The organism is Pseudolactococcus insecticola (assembly GCF_011170065.1).
GTDB classification, from domain to species: Bacteria; Bacillota; Bacilli; order Lactobacillales; family Streptococcaceae; genus Pseudolactococcus; species Pseudolactococcus insecticola.
Map to the genome: position 1 here is coordinate 259,661 of NZ_BLLH01000002.1, position 17,703 is coordinate 277,363.

The following is a 17,703-nucleotide window of genomic DNA, read 5'->3' on the forward strand; positions in this document are numbered from 1 at the left end:
AGTATAACACATTTTTTGTAAAATGCAAACAATGGCTTTTATTAAGCGTTTTCAACATAAAATTATCTTGACTAAATGTCAAAAGCCCTTTATAATAGTAGAATGAAAAGAAATCAGAAGAAAAAATCTAAAGCCTGGCTTATCTGGCTACTACTCGTGATCATTGTTGCTGCTATTGCAGCTGTTCTGATTGTCAAACCATTTAGCAAGAGTAAAACGACCACTGCCCCCTCCTCTTCGAAGAATGCGCCTATTAAGGTCAATCCGTCACAAAGTGCAACGATTATCTCATCAAGCTCTGTCGTTGCTTCTGACGACACGCAAAAAGTCGCAAGCGCGGGTGAAGCAGGCTGGGTACAGGTCAAATCAAAAGGTACCGCTGACAAGTTCACCGACATGTCAAAAGGCGATGTGACCATTTACAAAGCACACAATCCAAAAGTCTTAAAAACTGCCACGTCAGATAACCCAACCTTGCAAGTATTGCCAGACGTAATGGCGCAATACCCAAACGCCCTCATCATGAACACGTCAGGATTCAACATGTCAACTGGTCAGATCACCGGTTTTCAGATCAACAACGGCAAACTTTTCACCAACTGGGGTGAAAACAAACGTGCCAATACAGCATTTGTCATCAATAAAGACGGTAGTTCAACGGTTTATGACAGCTCTACTCCAGCAAGTGAGATTCTCGCCAAAGGTGCCGAACAATCTTACAGTTTTGGTTCTATCTTGATCAAAAATGGCGTTGTTCAGCCTGATGATGGCTCTGTCAACTGGATGATTCACTCTTATCTCGCAAATGACGCTGATAATAACATCTACGTCATGGTTGCAGCCACTGGCGTTGCCTACCAAGGAATCATGGACACTGTTTCTGATATGCATCTCAAAGACCTTGTCGTCATGGACGGTGGTGGTTCTTCGCAAATGGGCTTCAAAGGGCAAACACTTGTCGCAAGCCAAGACAATCGTCAAGTCGGCGACTTTATCGTCCTAAAATAACATGGCAAAAAAAACAACTAGAAGTAGACACCAGGAAAATAAAAATACGAAATTTGGCAAAACAGGACTTGTGATAGTAGGACTCATCCTCATAATTGCCTGTATCTCAGCCTTTGTCTTACTCACACAGTCAAAAACAACGCACTCAACAGCAAGTAACCCTATCAAGACAAATACGTCAAACACGATCGTAAGCTCATCAAAAGTCGCCATTGCCTCAGCTCCAGAAGTCAAGGACACGGGCGAGGCGGGCTGGGTACAGGTCAAATCCAAAGAAAAGCTTGACAAGTTCACCGACTTATCCGTCGAGGGTGTGACCATCTATCGTGCTAATAATCCAAAAGTTTTGAAAACTGCAGCAGCACAAATCCCCGGCACTTATACGATGCAGGACATGATTGACAAATATCCAAATACCTTGATCATGAACACATCAGGCTTTGACATGGCGACAGGTCAAATCGTTGGTTTCCAGATTAACAATGGTAAACTTTTTTCAAACTGGTCAAATACGGCTTACGGTAGTGCTGCATTTGTTATCAATAAAAACGGATCTGCTACAGGCTATGACTTGCATACACCTGCCACAGAGATTCTCGAAAAAGGTGCGGAGCAAAGTTATGGCTTTGGTAGCATTCTCATAAAAAACGGTGTGACCTTGCCTGACGACGGCTCTGTCAACTGGATGATTCACTCTTATATTGGCAATGACGCAGCTAATAATATCTATCTCATCATATCTGACACAAGCGTGGGTTACGAGGGGACCATGGCTGCGGTAGCTGATCTCAAGCTGCAAAATCTCGTCGTCCTTGACGGTGGCGGCTCTTCTCAAATGTCGCTGAATGGCCAGACTATCTTTGCGAGTCAAGACGGACGGCCTGTTGCAGACTTCATCGTTCTGAAATAGAAAAACAAAAAGTGATTGACAAATAGTTGCCAATCACTTTTATTATTCACTTAATGCTTCTTCAATCCGGTCATGTGCTTTATTCACTTGATCTTCTGACAAGATGATTTGATCCTTGCCGTCGATTGTCGTCTTAGTTGTCTTGAGATTTTCTTTGGTAATGTTGCCTAGTACACCATTGTAGTTAAGAGCTAGCGCTTTCAGATTACCAAAGACAAGGTCAGTTTTGACATTATCGCCAAATGCACTGACAAACTGATTGTATTTGAGGACAGTTTTAACAGATTTCATCTTGGGGATGACAGCCATCAGAACAGCTTGTTCTCGCTCAATCAAGGCTGCATCTGCCTTTTCATCATCAACATCGCCACCCGTTACTTTGGTCAGAAACGCTTTAACCTCATCAGACTTATGTAAACTCAGTGTTCCTTTTTTGAACTGGTAGCCATTTGAAATAAACTCGGTGTCATTTGCCACTTCAACACCACCTACAGCCTCAACAAAGTCGCCAAGTCCACGCATGTCAAACTGCACATAGCGTGGGATACTGACACCAAGCAAAGTTTGCAAGGCATCAATCTCACCTGCTACCCCTTTAGTGCCGTAAAGATTTTTTAGCGTCGTCTTTTCAGATGTCAGATAAATGTCTCGCTTGAGGCTAATAACTGTGGTTTTATTTTGCTTAGGATTAACCGTTAAGACTAAAACATCGTTTGCCGTCTTGCCATTAACCCCTAAAAATAGGAATGAAAAAGGTGATTTTGCTTTGAGACTTGGCAGTTTTGCCACCGTTTTCCGGTTGACTTCTTGATAGGCTTTATCAGACGCTTTTTTGACATCCAGATAGGCTTTCCCACCAATAGCACCGCCAATCAACACCAACACAAGCACAATCCAGCCAAAAATTTTGAGGCCTTTGTGTTTTTTCTTTTTCGATTTTTTGTCTTTTTTATGCCGAACAGGCGTTTGCGCCACACGTGTTGCGCGTCGTTTTCTCGTCTCCATGCTTGCTCTTTTCCTTTGCTACTACCTGATTTTACCTAAAAATAGTATTTCTAACGCTCATATTGTCAGTTAAACCGTTTTTGTCTTACCATTCCATGCTTTCATCCCAGATTTCAAGATGTAAATATCTGTGTAGCCTGCTTTTTTGAGTTTCAAAGCTGCACGAACTGAAATCGTTGGCTTCCCATTTTCATAAAACAGCACTGGCTTATCCTTACGAATGGCAGAAATACTTTGTTCAAACTGTGAATACGGCAAGTTACGTGCACCTAGGATATGTGCCACACGAAAATCTGCAGGTTCACGCAAATCAATCAATTGACCGCCTGTCACAGCATTTGAAAATTCGGCATTATCAACCGTTTTCGAGATTTTTTTAATGCGTAATTTATTAACCTGTGGATAGCCAACAATTGCAACAATCGCGATGATTAAAATAACATCAAAAATATAAATAAACATCTTATGCGACCTCGTTATCTTTTGCAAATTTCAAGGCGAGGCTTGCGGCACCGATGATGCCTGCATCATTTCCGAGCTCAGCAATTTTCACTTTTGTAGACTCACGGACTTGCGGGAAAGTGAATACTTTGAAGTATTTTTCAACACGTGCGCGCAAAAATTCGCCAGCTGCAGACACGCCACCACCGATGACGATAGAGTCTGGATTGAGCGTATTGCCAAGGTTACCAGCTGCTAATCCGAGGTATTTTCCAACAGTTTCAACGACTGAATCGGCAAATTTATCCCCTGCTTCTGCGGCGATAAAAATATCTTTTGACGTCACTGTTTCGCCGTTATCGATGGCAGCTTTGATATCAGATTCGCCTTCATATTCTTCGGCCAATTGGCGTGCCACACGGACAACACCTGTTGCTGACGCAACGGTTTCAAGACAGCCTTTTTTGCCACAGGTACAGTCAAAACCATCAGGATCAACTGTCACGTGCCCGATTTCACCCCCAGCACCAGCCACACCGTGAATCAAATTTCCAGCAGCAATAATCCCGCCGCCAACACCTGTGCCAAGCGTCATGAAAATAACATCAGGATTATTTTCACCTGCGCCAACCCAACGTTCACCAAGCGCTGCGACATTTGCGTCATTGTCAATCGCAAATGGCAGACCAACGCCTACTTCAATCTCACGACCTACTTCTTGCAGTTCTTCCCAACCCAAGTTATAAGCGCCCTTAACTGTATTTTTGTCAATATCAACAGAACCAGGTGATCCCATACCAATACCTATAAAGTCAGATTTATCAAGTTTGTACAGATCCAGCCGATGGTTGATGGCACGGATAATATCAGGCACGATATTTTTACCATTGCCGATGATATTTGTCTCAATTGCCCACTTATCCTGAACTTCGCCAGAAATCGTCAAAATGCCGAATTTAATGGTTGTGCCGCCAAGGTCAATGCCGATAATTTTTTGTGTCATGGTTGCTTTTCTCACTTTCAAGTCTATGTTCTCGCCGCAAAATCAAATCTGCAGTGAAATAATCATTTTGGTCTGGAATTAGTCCCGCATCGTACTGTGATTTTAGCTCCTGCGCCATAAAGAATATGGCATCACGCCGATTGCTAAATAAGTTCACATAGCCATGCTTTTTAAGAAATTCCTGGACATCATACAATGTTTTCATACTCCCATATTTTAACATATTATGAAAACATTTTCAAACATCAAAAAAAGCCCGCTTATGCGGACTCTTTAACTTTTTACAAACCTGGTGCCAGACCAAGTTCTGATTCTAGCATCCAGATTGTTTTTTCGACAGCACCTTTGGCGTCAGAGAACATGCCGTTTGTCACGTCATCGCCTTCTTCGTCAGTTGCATCTAGACCGTCTTGGAAAGCACTCGCCAAGTATTTGTAGGCCTTAACAACTTCACTGATGCGATCTTCAGTTTTTTTGCCCCATGTCGCAGGTTCCAACTCAACTTTTGACAATTCGTCAAATTCTTTCAAGGTTGAGACGGGTGAGCCACCAATCGTGATGAGACGTTCTGACAACTCATCTAAGATGGCATTGAGTTCATCCATGAGATCATCCATTTTTGGATGTAATTTCATGAAGCCAGGACCGCGTAAGTACCAGTGAACTTGGTGCACCAAAGCTGACGCTTTTGACAAATCAGCAACTGATTGATTGAGTACCGCTTGTGTTTTTTCTCTTGACATATGTCGCCTCCATATTTTATTTGTTTCTAACTTTATTATAAGTCAAATTTCAAACAGACGCAAACAATTTGCTTATTTTTTCGTATATATCAGTATGGAAAACTTTTTATTTTTTACTATTGGTACGATTTTTGGTTCCTTTTTCGGCCTTTGCATCGACCGCTTGCCCGATGGACAGTCAATCGCCTTTCCTCGCTCTCATTGCGGAAAATGTGGTCAAACACTCAAAAACAGGGATCTGATTCCTATCCTATCACAGGCGATTAGCCACTCAAAATGTCGCTACTGTGGCAGTCATATTCCGGTTTGGTATGGCGTGTTGGAAGTCCTGACAGGCGGTATTTTCATGCTTGGACTTTCAAGCACGATTGATCTAACGACGTTTATTTTACTGGTCGTTTCAAGCCTTTTGACAGGTTTTGATCTCAAAAGTCACAGCTTTCCCTTGATCATCTGGCTGATCTTTTTTGGCTTGCTACTTGTCACAACGCCCTTTCGTCTAGCCGTCCTATTTTTCCTGATTGCTGCTTTATTAACCGAGCTTGGCTTGAAAAAAATCGGATCTGGCGATTGGCTCTATTTGAGTTTGCTATCTTTTTTAATTGATTTACATCAGATAACACTACTCTTATTTATCGCCAGCCTAACAGGCATTGTCTATTATATGTTACGCAAAAAAAAGGAAGAAATCCCTTTCTTACCTTTTTTATCGATTGGCTTTATAAGTGTTCTTTTTATCATTTGATCACCACCATTGCCACGGGTAAGACCAATCTCTTGATTTGGTATCAGTGTTATCTGGCTTTGATACTGTTTGTGGTGTCTCTATGCTAACCTCTGACGTATGTGTTGGCTCAGGCTTGACTTCAGGCGTCGATTCTGATGGTGCCAGTGCCGTTTTCGATTCTGACGAAACTGACGGTTGTACACGCTGTACCTGCGCAGTCGCTGTCGTACTAGGTGTTAGCTGTGATTCTCTTGGTGATTTTGGTACAATTGGCTCAGAAGCAGATGTTTGCACACTCGTCTCTGGACTATCTGACGCCTTCTTCACATTGGGATTGCTTGCAGTTGTCGTTGTCACAGATGACGTCTGCGACTGAGGTGTCTCAGTGTCATAAGCGGTTTGTCTCGCAGTCGTTGTCACACCCACTGTTGAAGCTTTTTCTGAGCTATGCTTATCAGTAGCGGGTTTGTGGCTTGTTGTAGATTCACTTGATTTTGTCGATCCAACCTCAGTCTCTACCGAAGTCCCTCTGCCATCACTTTCGCCAACTGCCGGCTTCGGTGCCGACGGCTGATTGTCTGGCGCTTTCGCCGTTGTGCTGACTTTCTGCGAATCTGTCCCTGCCACGGGTATATCAGGCAGCTTCTGACTTGGCATCGTCCTTGCAGCTGCAGCCGCTTCTCGTACGGCTGCCCATTCTGATGAACTTTTGATGATATTTTTAGTCGCAACAATCTTATTGCCGCGCTCAACTGCACTATTTTTACTATTTTCGTTGACAATGACACCACCAACCGCAATAATCGCTGTCAAAAAAAGCTCTGTGGCAATCAAATATTTATTCAAAAAGATATTTTTCATGATGCCTTTACCTCATGATTATATTGTATCACAAATTAAGCATTTGTCAAATTGAAAAATTATTTCATAAATGCCTTTATAGCCCTGTAACCGTTACGCCAAGTAGCCTAATGCCCTTATCTTCTTGCAAATAATCCGCCAATAAATTTTGAGCATGACCATCAATTGTTAGAAAATCAGCGACCTTTTCATCTAGTGATAATCGCTTGGTCACTGTCGTAAAGTCAGCATAGCGAATTTTGATCACGATGATGCTACCTTTCATCTTATTTTTTGTCAGAATATCAGACACTTTCTGTGACAATTTTTCAACCTCAGCCTTGACATCAGCCTCTAGATATAACAATTTACCGTATGTTTTTTCCTTACCAACCGACTTGCGAATGCGATTGGGCTTGACGGGTGCCATGTGAATGCCGTTTGCTTTCAGATAAAGCTCCCAGCCAAACTGACCTAGCTTATCCGCCAATATCTGTGGCGAATAATTCTGCACGTCTTTCCCTGTTTTGATGCCAAGTTTTTCCAACTTTTCGGCAGTTTTCGCACCCACACCGTGAAATTTCTCAATCGGAAAATCAGCTAGAAATGTGAACGCCTCATCCGGACTGATCAAAGTCAAACCTCTCGGTTTTTCAAAATCTGACGCAATTTTCGCTAAAAATTTATTGTAAGAAACACCGGCTGAACTTGTCAGATGGAGTTCTGTGAAAATATCATGCTGAATCATTTTAGCTATTTTTATGGCTGATGTGGCACCGATTTTATTGATTGTAACATCCAGATAAGCCTCGTCTAACGCCATCCCTTCAACTTCATCTGTATAGCGATGAAAAATCTCGTGCATCTGCTTTGAAATCTCACGATAATGCTCATAATTTCCAGAAACGAACACAGCTTGCGGGCAGAGTTCATAGGCTTCTTTAGCCGACATGGCTGAGTGAATCCCATATTTTCTTGCGATATAGTTAGCCGTAGACACAACGCCGCGCCCGCCCGACTCAAGCGGATTTCGTGCAATCACAACGGGCTTACCGACTAGATCTGGGTTATCACGCTCTTCAATCGAGGCAAAAAAGGCATCCATATCCACATGGATGATTTTTCGACTGGTATCATTGATGAGTGGAAAAACTAACATGGTTTTATTTTACATCTTTTTGTTAGTTTTTTCAACTAACAAGAAGCAATTCATCTCAACAGATTGCTTCACGAGATGAGTTACTCCGCAATCAAAGTCTCAAGGCCAACTGCCATCATATCGGTAAATGTTTTTTCGCGTTCTTCACTCGTTGTATCCTCGTCAGCCACAAGCGAATCCGAAATGGTCATGATGCCCAAAGCCTGCACGCCATGTTTTGCTGCCAAATAATAAAGCGCTGCGGCCTCCATCTCGACCGCCTTTACACCCATGGTACCGAGCTTGACGTTTTTGTCAAATAAGTCTGAGTAAAACAAATCAGCAGATAAAACGCTGCCAACGTGTGTGATGACACCCATATCTTTGGCGATATGGTAGGCCTTATCAAGCAAGTCAAAGTCCGCGATTTGTGGAAAATCATATTCAGGCCAGTCATTTTTGATGATATTTGACGTGGTTGCAGCTGCCTGTGCGAGAACCAGATCACGCACGTGCACATCTGGCGCAAGTGATCCAGCTGTCCCAACACGAATCAGTTTTTTAACACCATAATCCACAATCAACTCCCGCGCATAAATCGAAATCGATGGCATGCCCATGCCAGTTCCCATGACAGAAACACGCTCGCCTTTGTAAATGCCGGTATAACCAAACATATTGCGCACTTTGTTAAATAAAACGGCGTCTTCTAAAAAGTGTTCTGCGATAAATTTTGCCCGCAAAGGATCTCCTGGCAGCAAAATCTTATCTGCAATGTCCTGTTTTTCAGCTTCGATATGGATACTCATGATTTACCTCGTTTTTATTTATTTCTGCTCTTAATTATAGCAAAAAACTCGCCAAATCGCGAGTTCTCTCTATACTTATAAAGCTGCCAAAACCGACTTAACAAATAGCTTAAAATCTTCTTTGATCTGTGTGGTCACGGCGACGACTTCCTCATGATTGAGCTCAGCTTGTTTGCCTGCTGCATGGTTGGTAATCGCAGAGATACCAAGCACTTTCATACCTGAATGCGCAGCCACAATGACCTCTGGCACAGTCGACATACCGACAGCGTCGGCACCAATGGTTTCAGCAAAACGAATCTCAGCTGGCGTTTCATAAGTCGGACCCGAAAAGCCCATGTAAACGCCCTCTGACAAGGCAACTTTATTTTCAGCTGCCACACGTTTTGCAATCTCACGATAATCACGTGTATAGGCATCACTCATATCAGGAAAACGTGGTCCAAACTCGTCCAGATTATCCCCAATTAGCGGATGATTGGCTGTGAAGTTAATATGATCTGAAATCAGCATCAAGGTACCAGGACCAAAACTAATGCCCCCAGCCGCATTGGTAACTAACAGGCTATCAGCACCAAGCAACTTCATCACACGCACAGGCATCGTCACAGTTTGCATGTCATGACCTTCATAATAATGAAAGCGCCCTTGCATGGCAATCACTTTTTTACCTGAAAGTTCACCGTAAACTAACTTGCCTGCATGTCCTGCAACTTTAGAAGCAGGAAAGTTTGGAATATCAGCATAGTCAGCAATAATCGGATTTTCAATCTCCTCAGCAAGGTCGCCCAAGCCTGATCCCAAAATCAAGCCAAAATCAGCGTTTCCAAAGCCGATACTCGTCAGATAATCAGCCGTTTCATGAATTTTTGCACTCAAATTTTCTAGCATTATGTCAAATCTCCTAAGAATGAAACACCGTTTTCAGTGGCAGCAACGCCAAAGTTTTCAGCTACTGTTGCTGAAATATCAGCATAATGTCCAACTGGCAGCACGCCATTTCCAGAAAAAGCTTTGCTGTAAGCAAGAAGCGGAATGTACTCACGGGTGTGGTCAGTCCCTGGATAAGTCGGATCGTTGCCGTGGTCAGCTGTGATCAGCAAAAGATCATCATGACCCATCGCCTCATAAATCTCAGGCAAGCGAGCATCAAATTCGTTGATGGCATTACCATATCCCGCCACATCGCGACGGTGACCAAAAAGCGCATCAAAATCAACCAGATTGGTAAATGAAAAACCAGTCTCAAACTCAGGCAGTTTCAGCGTTTCAATCAGGCGATTGACACCTGCCATATTGCTCGCCGTGTGACCCATGTCGTGATTGATCCCAACACCGTTGAAAATGTCGTTAATCTTGCCGACTGAGTAAACAGACACGCCAGCTTCGTTTAGTGAGTCAAGCACTGTATGCCCAAAAGGCGACAGCGCATAGTCATGGCGCCCAGCAGTCCGTGTGAAATGTCCAGGTGTGCCAACATAAGGTCGCGCAATAATCCGACCAATCATGTACGGATCGTCCAGTGTAATCGACCGCACGTATTCACAGATCTTATAAAGCTCTTCCAAAGGAATCACATCTTCGTGAGCTGCGATTTGCAGCACTGGATCAGCAGACGTATAAATGATCAATTCACCCGTCTCCATCTGCCGTGGCCCAAAATCATCAATAACAGCCGTTCCAGAATATGGGATATTCGCTTCACGGATGATTTTACGCCCTGAAAAAGCTTCTATCTTTTCAAGCAGATCCTCAGGGTAGCCTTCAGGAAATACTCTAAACGGCACCTTGATATTGAGCCCCATGATCTCCCAGTGACCTGTCATCGTGTCTTTGCCACGTGAAACTTCTTCTAACTTTGTTACATAGCCGTTTTGCGCGCTGACTTGTTCAACGCCGACTAATGCCTTATCTCGGGGAATGTTACCCAGACCAATTTTCGCCATGTTTGGTACATTTAGCGCAAAGTTTTCTGAGATATGTCCCCAAGTATCAGACTTGGTATCATCCACATCGTGGTTGAAAAACTCATTCGCATCAGGCGCTGCACCGATACCAACCGAGTCCATGACGACTAAGTGAATTCGATTAAATTTTGACATCTCACTGCCTCTTTTCTTTATTTGTCTCTTTTTCTATTATAGCAAAAAACAAGTTTTTAAGCTTGTCTTTTTCTGTCTGCTAATCTAGTCTAGCAAAAGTCTACTATCTTGTAACATCACTCAAATCGCTATTTTTCACTTGATGGCTAGTATTTCCATCAAATATTCCTTCATATAGACAATCCGCTATTTTTTCTTCAGGATGAGGTTCTGATAGCCAAGGTGCAACATTTCGAGATTGTTGCGGAGCTAGTTCGTCGCCATTTTCTATAATAGTCGTAAGTTGTTTGTCAATGGCTTCAAATGAATAGTCTTTCAAACGATGCACACCACTCATCAAGGCCTCACCTTCTTTTGATAGTGGTTTGTGATCCGCACGTTCTAACCAGATGATTGGCTTTTGAAGAATCTGCGCTTCGTATAATACGGATACACCATCAGCAATCACAACATCCGCAGCAGCAATCAATGCGTGCATCCCTCGATCAGAAACAATCATCAGATTATCAAGCTCAGAAATCCTATCTTCAAAATCTGAAAAAAGTTGGCCGTGTCTCGCTTTGAACTCAGGATGTGGATTCCAGACAAAGGAATACTCCGGATATTTTTTTGCAAGTGCCCGATAGTGCTCAGCTACCTCATCAAACAGCCCAAATTTCAAAAAATCTTTTCCAAGTGAGAAGTGACTAACGAACAAAATATTTTTTTTATACTTTACAAACTGTTCGGGCCAAAATGCTACTGTTTTTGAAATAGCAATCGCTTTTAAGTTACCCGTATCTTGATACTTATCAAGTAGTTTTCCTTGCCCGATTGAAAGCAAATAATCTCTGGTCTCATCAAAAATCGTCCCAAAAATATACTTTGATTCTTGAAAATACGGCTGCACCGCATAGTTTATCAAAAGAGCTCCAGCGATAAAATGGTCAATCACTGTGTAATAAATATTGGCTAAATTCGTCCATTGAAGTGATCCTGTCTGAAATTCAGTCGCCCAGTTACTTTCCCACGGATCTTGCCGAAAAACATAATGCGGTAGAAAGTGTTTCAACTGTTTTTCAACTTCTGATAGTGTACCAGCTGTATATGCAAGATTTGCAGCATCAAGTTCTTCTAGCAATTCATTATTAAGATACTCACCGTTCGATGCCCGATTCGGCTGAATGAAAATGCGAACCTCAAATCGTTGGTCTTGCTCGAGTAATCTAACAAGGCGAATAAAATGCGACGCCGTCCCATACTTAAACAACAAAATCGCAACTTTTATTTTCAAATGATTTTCTCTTGTTGTCTCCTCATTTGATGATTTGAGCAAAGCAAGCGTCTCAGCGACTTGAGTATCAAGAGCTTGTATCTTATCATGTGAAGCAATCGCAGCTGCCGGATTATCAATCTTGATAAAACGTCTGCGTTTATGCTTACCATGAACACCTTCGAGCCTTTCATCAGACAAATAATCAAGTTGATGCTCAATCCCCCATTTTTGATTATAAATCGTTAATCTATCGCTGTTAATTCTATAATAGGCAAAATGGGAAAGGTCATTTATAATGGTACCGTCTGCGCTAAAATATAGACCATAGGCAAGACTATGTACTCTCGGAATCCCTAAAGTCCAAAGATTTTTTGACAATATTTCTTGGTTGATCCGACTATCTGATCGTTTATAAAATCGTAATAGCCCGTTCACTTCCCCTTCAAATCGCCCATCATCTGTTGGGAACATGGTTGAGATCACTTTGCCCTCATCATTTTGGATGATCAGTTTACCGCCTTTTATTTCCCACTTAACGTGGTGTTCCTGAGCATTTTTGATACTGCCATCTGGCAGAAAAATCACATTTTTATTATATACTTTACCATGTGGCCGACCATATATCCAAATATGCGTCAGTAACATTTTTTTATCCATGATTTTCTCCCCTGTCATGCTCACCTATTTTTGTGCTAACTCAAACTTTTTCTATCGATATATCAATTACATCAATCTGCGTTCCAAGGCTAATGAATACGATGAAAAACCGATACCAACCGAGTCCATGACGACTAGTGAATCCGATTAAATTTTGCCATCTTACTGCCTCTTTTCTTTATCTATCTCTTTTCTATTGTAGCAAAAACAAGTTTTTAAGCTTGTCTTTTTCTGTCTACTAATCTGGTCTATCAAAAGTTTACCGTCTTGCAACATCACTCAAAACGCTATTTTTCACTTGATGGGGCAGTATTTTCACCAAATATCCCCTCATACAGGCAATCTGCAATTTTTTCTTCAGGATGGGGTTCTGATAGCCAAGGTGCAACATTTCGAGATTGTTGCGGAGCTAGTTCGTCGCCATTTTCTATAATAGTCGTAAGTTGTTTGTCAATGGCTTCAAATGAGTAGTCTTTCAAACGATGTACACCACTCATCAAGGCTTCACCGTCTTCTGACAAGGGCATGTGATTAGCTTTTTCTAACCAGATAATAGGTTTTCTGAGAATTTGCGCTTCATATAAAACTGAAACACCCTCAGCAATGACGAGATCAGACGCTTTGATTAAGGCATACATCCCAATATCATCAACAATGGCTGTATTAGGCAGTTCAGCCCAACGTTTTTCAAAATCTGACAATAACCTTGCTGCCCTTTCTCGCATCAAGGGATGCGGATTGAAGACAAAAGAGAAGTTGGGATGATTTTTTGCCAAGTCGTAATAGGTCTGTGCCATATCAGCCAACAAACCAAAATTTAGCCAACTACTAGTTATCGCATGATGGGCAACAATGAGAATTTTTTTACCATAATCTTGCAATTTTTCTGGCCAATAGCCTTTGGTTTCATAAATTTCAATCGCCTTTAGATTACCAATAGCATGATATTTTTCAATCAACTTTTCTTGACCAATTCGTGTCAGATAAGCACGGTTATTTTCAGTCAGACTATTAAAAATATAGCTTGATTCCTGAAAATAAGCATTATTTGCATAATCAAGTAAGTAATCACCTGCTATAAAGTCATCAATAACGGTATAGTAGACCATCAAGAGATACGCATATGAGATGGATTTTGTCCCAAAACGCCCGTCCCAGTCAGCATCCCACGGATCTTGGCGCAGGATATAATGTGGCAAAAAATCAGACATTTCAAGTGAAGCCTCTGTATTGGAGATATTCTGATAGCTAATTTTTTGACTTTCAAGCTCTGCTGCAATCTTCTGACGTACACCTCTTGCGTCAGCACGAGTCAGATCAACGATATAAACTCTCGCATCAAATCGTTCATCGGACTGCAAATATCTGATCAGTCTAGTTGTGGCAGTCGTTGAGCCGTATTTGTTGATTAAAAAGACAATTTTAATCTTGCCATTTGTAAGCTTTGTCATCTGATGATTCAGACTTCTGATTTGATGTTGTCGCACTTGTATATCGTTTTCAAGTGTGCTAATGACATTATTGATATGATTGCGATATGACACATTTGCAATCTTAAAAATTCTAGGACGACCACTAGCCCTGCCTTCAAATCTACTGTCGGATGTTTTAGTTAATGTCGCCGCAACATCATCACTACCATCCAAAATTTGTAACGTTTTCCCGAAAATACGCCAACTTTTTTGATTCCAGAGGCCATTCGTGATACTGCCATCTACATTAAAAATGATGCCTGTTTTGAGGGCCCCTTGTCTTCTGGGACGTCCATATAACCAGATATTTTCGGTTAGTATAGCACTATCTATTTCAGTCGTGACACGTTTGTAATACCGTAAATTGCCCTTAACCCGACCTTCAAATCTATCTTGTTCTGTATTTGCGAGTTGTGCAACTGTATTGCCATCGCCATTTTTGATAATCAATCGGTTATTTTCTAACAACCATTTTTTGTGATTAGACAAACCACCTACAACACGACCATCCGGTAAAAATCGGACGCCATCAGCTAGCTTTCTCCCCTGTGGTCTGCCATAGCGCCAGATAGAGGTGGTTAATCGCGCTTTATCAACGTATGTCTGTTCTTGTTCTGACATTTAGACTTTCTCAATTCTAAGCGCTATGATATCAATAACCGTATCTTTCGGAACATTATAAGATGAAATGCCAAATCCCGAATAATCTGAAACAACATCTACTTCAGCTGTCAAGCTGACTGGTTCATCTTTTATCATATCGACAGATGCCATTCTCTTGACTTTCGCACTTGTTGTATGCCCAACTAACCCAAAACCTTTGACGTCATTTGACGCCTTGACCGTCATTGTCACACGATAAGTCCCTGTTTCTTTTTTAAAATGATTGGAAAAACGGAAATTAAGCCGACCAATACCATTGGTCCGTAGCAAACGATAACTCGTCAAATACGCACTATCCAGTCTCCGCCAATGTGTGATGTTATAGCTTTGTGGTGTCAAAATAAAGTCAATGCTATCAATGCCTTTGGTGAGCGCCTTGTCAAATATATCAAAAACCTGTCCTGCTTTTAAATCATCTGTGATCATTTTAGCCTTGATTTTATAACGTTGATAGGTGTAGATATACTCAAAATCTGGCGCAGTAAAGATGTCCTGCAACTGCGCTTTGTGAGACTGATACGCACGGTCCAATAAATGCACGATTTTCGCCTGATTTTTCTCAGGCATATGTACCATATGTAGCACATCAGCCGTTTTCAAAATCTTGATTTGTTCATGGAAAATATAAGGAATGAGTCCTTGATCAGCTACAAATGCCACATCTAGCCCAGCAAACTCAACTGCTGGTTTCGCATACAGTTCTTCGACAAAGGGTTTCAGATAGTTGCCGTCCACATGGTTTTCCCGCAATTTTGCAACATTCAAAATGATAATCCCGTTGTTAATCAGATAACCACGGCGCAAATCGTCCTCTGAAAGATGATGGTCTTTTCTTTCTTGATCTTCACTGATCCCTATGAAGAAATTATCTTCAAAATCTTCAAAATAAACATCTGAAATATCCCCAAAAAAGAGAATATCAAAGTCAAAATACATGGCCCGATCAACTGTTTCAGGCATGTATTTACCAGCTAAAAATGGGTGATAAACTTGAATCGGCCACCATTTAAGCATGGCTTTCCCATTTTTAAGAAAATCAAGTTCATGCGCATCAATTTGGATATAGACATAGTTTTGGCCGTAACGTTTCGTTACTTTCTCGATATCTTTGAGATAAGCCTCATCGATAAAATCAGAGAAGGCATAAAAAGTCACATCAAAATCCTTGTGCAACTCAAAGAAGTTGACCAAAAATGTTGGTGCCATTGCAAAATGCGGGCTATTCCCACGACCGATTAGATTTATTTTTTGTTTTGCCATGTTTTTTGTTAGTTCCATTCTAAAAAAATTTTAATGCGCGCTTATATCTGATTAAGCTTGATATTGCCCAATCTCGTAGTCTATTTGCTGTATAACAGATGCAAGAAATGTGCCCGATCCGACGTCATCATATTTATATGATAATTTATTAAAACAATTATCAGACATATGCTTGAAGGTTTGTCTATATCCCTGCAAGGGATAGCCTTTCGTGATATGTTTGATATAGGATTTCTGAAGTTTTTCAACCTTTTGTTCCGTTGCCATTAACCGCTGTATTTCTGAATCATCTGTGAAACGTGTCATGATATAAAATAATTGATCAATCATGAAATAATGACTAAAATCGTCAAACTCAGACATATAAATCTCTAAGCAAGCCTGCATCAAAAGCAGTAAGTGATGATTGGGCTGACTCATAAATAGATAGGCGTTAAAAAAACTTGGTCTATTGTCTGATATGAAAAAATCACTTTCTTTTTTACTTTCAATTGATTGAAGCAGGTCAAATCCCCTATCTGTAACTGCCACAGTTGCATCAATCCAGCACCCTCCATACTTCACCACAAGCGCCAATCTGAGCCACTCTGAAAAGTGAGTTGGTGATATATTTTGATTGTTTTGATAGTTTCTAACGCCTTCTGGCATATCAAGATAGTCGCAAATTGTCTGGTTATCTAGAACACGATAAGCTTGATTACGTTCATCTGCTTTTATCTGGTTGAGATACACGACTTTTTTTACCAAATCAGGCGCTTGTGAGATACCTTGAGCCCAAAAACTCCAAATCGGAAAACTTGTTTCTTTTTTTGCCTGATCAGTTATATTGCGCTGTTTAATCTCAAACGCCCGTTTTTTGATGCCGTCTAAATGGTTAAAAAACCACATCAATAGTCCTGAATAATTATTATATTGCGTCCAATATAGCTGATCAAGCAGGCTGAGATCAATCGCTTGATTGAGGTTTCTGTGTAGCGGAAAGTCATCAATCACGCCAAACTCATAGGCCCAACGTTCTATCCATAGCGCAGTCAAGCCATCCCCTGTATAACTCTGATAATTCGCAGTTATCAAGGGGGTTAGCCATTGTTTGACTTGAGTTTTTGCAAATCTTTGAATCTTTTTTATCGCAAGTAAGACTAACCAGTCACGATCAATCTTGGTTTGATGCGCATCCGTTACGCATCCTTTTTCAATCATCAGCAAGTAACTTTGTTTATCTGATCTAAGGGCGTTGTGTGACAGATTCCACGCGACTTTGTCGATCGGATTTGTGGCATCTATCTCTGTGATGTCCCTATCACCCATCACAATGTGATAAATCCGTGCGCTTACCTCGAGTCCAAAATCAGTCTTCATTTTCCATTTTCTCTCCTATAAACAATGCCAGCAAGGCAACGAGTATTCCGCTTTTTTTATCGCAATGTCAATGATATCAACAATTGTCCCAGCCGTCAAACCGTTGGATGTAAAGCCAATACCTGTCAAGTTACGCTGATGAAGTCGATGGTTGCGGTTACCTGTATTGGGGCATCTTTTTTGACAGGCTGACGTGTCAGTGGTTTCGGTGTCAATCCCTCAAAAGCGATAAAACCAAAACTTTCTGTTGGTTCAGATAATCTAACAGTCATCTGCACTTGATAGGCTGCTTTTTCCTTCTGAAAATATTC

Annotated in this window: 18 protein-coding genes; 3 read left to right on the top strand and 15 right to left on the bottom strand. The window is 41.4% G+C overall.

The features are described 5' to 3' along the window. Positions 1-102 precede the first annotated feature (102 nt). A complete protein-coding gene (locus Hs20B_RS03530) occupies positions 103-1,008 on the top strand; it encodes a phosphodiester glycosidase family protein (protein WP_172355664.1) in 906 nt (301 codons plus the stop codon). Position 1,009: 1 nt separating this feature from the next. Continuing rightward, positions 1,010-1,918: a phosphodiester glycosidase family protein gene (locus Hs20B_RS03535; RefSeq protein WP_172355666.1), complete on the top strand. Its 909-nt coding sequence runs from the start codon at positions 1,010-1,012 to the stop codon at positions 1,916-1,918. Positions 1,919-1,960: 42 nt separating this feature from the next. On the opposite strand, the gene Hs20B_RS03540 is transcribed toward Hs20B_RS03535, so the two are convergent. The 5 genes from Hs20B_RS03540 to Hs20B_RS03560 all read right to left on the bottom strand — a co-directional run bounded on the left by Hs20B_RS03540 (position 1,961) and on the right by Hs20B_RS03560 (position 5,110). Then, positions 1,961-2,923 carry an LCP family protein gene (locus Hs20B_RS03540; RefSeq protein ID WP_172355668.1) on the bottom strand — a complete coding sequence of 321 codons (963 nt, stop codon included), beginning with the start codon at positions 2,921-2,923 and terminating at the stop codon, positions 1,961-1,963. Positions 2,924-2,992: 69 nt separating this feature from the next. Continuing rightward, positions 2,993-3,385 carry a rhodanese-like domain-containing protein gene (locus Hs20B_RS03545; protein WP_172355670.1) on the bottom strand — a complete coding sequence of 131 codons (393 nt, stop codon included), beginning with the start codon at positions 3,383-3,385 and terminating at the stop codon, positions 2,993-2,995. A gap of 1 nt (position 3,386) precedes the next feature. Beyond that, complete coding sequence (locus tag Hs20B_RS03550) at positions 3,387-4,367, bottom strand: ROK family glucokinase (RefSeq protein WP_172355672.1); 981 nt, start codon at positions 4,365-4,367, stop codon at positions 3,387-3,389. Further along, a complete protein-coding gene (locus tag Hs20B_RS03555) occupies positions 4,342-4,572 on the bottom strand; it encodes a YqgQ family protein (RefSeq protein WP_172355674.1) in 231 nt (76 codons plus the stop codon). The genes Hs20B_RS03550 and Hs20B_RS03555 overlap by 26 nt, the downstream gene beginning before the upstream one ends. Positions 4,573-4,648: 76 nt before the next feature. Continuing rightward, entirely contained in the window at positions 4,649-5,110 is a 462-nt protein-coding gene (locus Hs20B_RS03560) for a Dps family protein (protein WP_172355676.1), read from the bottom strand. 94 nt (positions 5,111-5,204) lie between these two features. Here Hs20B_RS03560 and Hs20B_RS03565 point away from each other — a divergent pair, with 94 nt between their 5' ends. Further along, entirely contained in the window at positions 5,205-5,855 is a 651-nt protein-coding gene (locus Hs20B_RS03565; RefSeq protein WP_172355678.1) for a prepilin peptidase, read from the top strand. Here Hs20B_RS03565 and Hs20B_RS03570 read toward each other — a convergent pair whose 3' ends face one another. The 10 genes from Hs20B_RS03570 to Hs20B_RS03615 all read right to left on the bottom strand — a co-directional run bounded on the left by Hs20B_RS03570 (position 5,856) and on the right by Hs20B_RS03615 (position 17,664). Next, positions 5,856-6,698 (bottom strand): hypothetical protein, encoded by an 843-nt coding sequence (locus Hs20B_RS03570; RefSeq protein ID WP_172355680.1) that lies wholly within the window; start codon positions 6,696-6,698, stop codon positions 5,856-5,858. Between the two features lie 76 nt (positions 6,699-6,774). Then, complete coding sequence (gene dinB, locus Hs20B_RS03575; protein ID WP_172355682.1) at positions 6,775-7,836, bottom strand: DNA polymerase IV; 1,062 nt, start codon at positions 7,834-7,836, stop codon at positions 6,775-6,777. 80 nt (positions 7,837-7,916) lie between these two features. Further along, on the bottom strand, positions 7,917-8,624 hold the full coding sequence (deoD, locus tag Hs20B_RS03580) for a purine-nucleoside phosphorylase (RefSeq protein WP_172355684.1): 708 nt from the start codon (positions 8,622-8,624) through the stop codon (positions 7,917-7,919). A 75-nt stretch (positions 8,625-8,699) separates the two neighbouring features. Next, positions 8,700-9,515 (bottom strand): purine-nucleoside phosphorylase, encoded by an 816-nt coding sequence (locus Hs20B_RS03585; RefSeq protein ID WP_172355686.1) that lies wholly within the window; start codon positions 9,513-9,515, stop codon positions 8,700-8,702. Then, a complete protein-coding gene (locus Hs20B_RS03590; RefSeq protein WP_172355688.1) occupies positions 9,515-10,726 on the bottom strand; it encodes a phosphopentomutase in 1,212 nt (403 codons plus the stop codon). Before Hs20B_RS03590 ends, Hs20B_RS03585 begins: the two co-directional genes overlap by 1 nt. 103 nt (positions 10,727-10,829) lie before the next feature. Beyond that, positions 10,830-12,638: a glycosyltransferase family protein gene (locus tag Hs20B_RS03595; RefSeq protein WP_172355690.1), complete on the bottom strand. Its 1,809-nt coding sequence runs from the start codon at positions 12,636-12,638 to the stop codon at positions 10,830-10,832. A gap of 287 nt (positions 12,639-12,925) precedes the next feature. Continuing rightward, a complete protein-coding gene (locus tag Hs20B_RS03600; protein WP_172355692.1) occupies positions 12,926-14,731 on the bottom strand; it encodes a hypothetical protein in 1,806 nt (601 codons plus the stop codon). Further along, a complete protein-coding gene (locus Hs20B_RS03605; protein WP_172355694.1) occupies positions 14,732-16,033 on the bottom strand; it encodes a glycosyltransferase in 1,302 nt (433 codons plus the stop codon). It abuts the gene before it with no gap. A 51-nt stretch (positions 16,034-16,084) separates the two neighbouring features. After that, entirely contained in the window at positions 16,085-17,392 is a 1,308-nt protein-coding gene (locus Hs20B_RS03610) for a capsular polysaccharide synthesis protein (protein WP_172355696.1), read from the bottom strand. 125 nt (positions 17,393-17,517) lie between these two features. Next, positions 17,518-17,664, bottom strand: a complete 147-nt coding sequence (locus Hs20B_RS03615) for a hypothetical protein (RefSeq protein ID WP_172355698.1) — start codon at positions 17,662-17,664, stop codon at positions 17,518-17,520. Between the last annotated feature and the right edge of the window lie 39 nt (positions 17,665-17,703).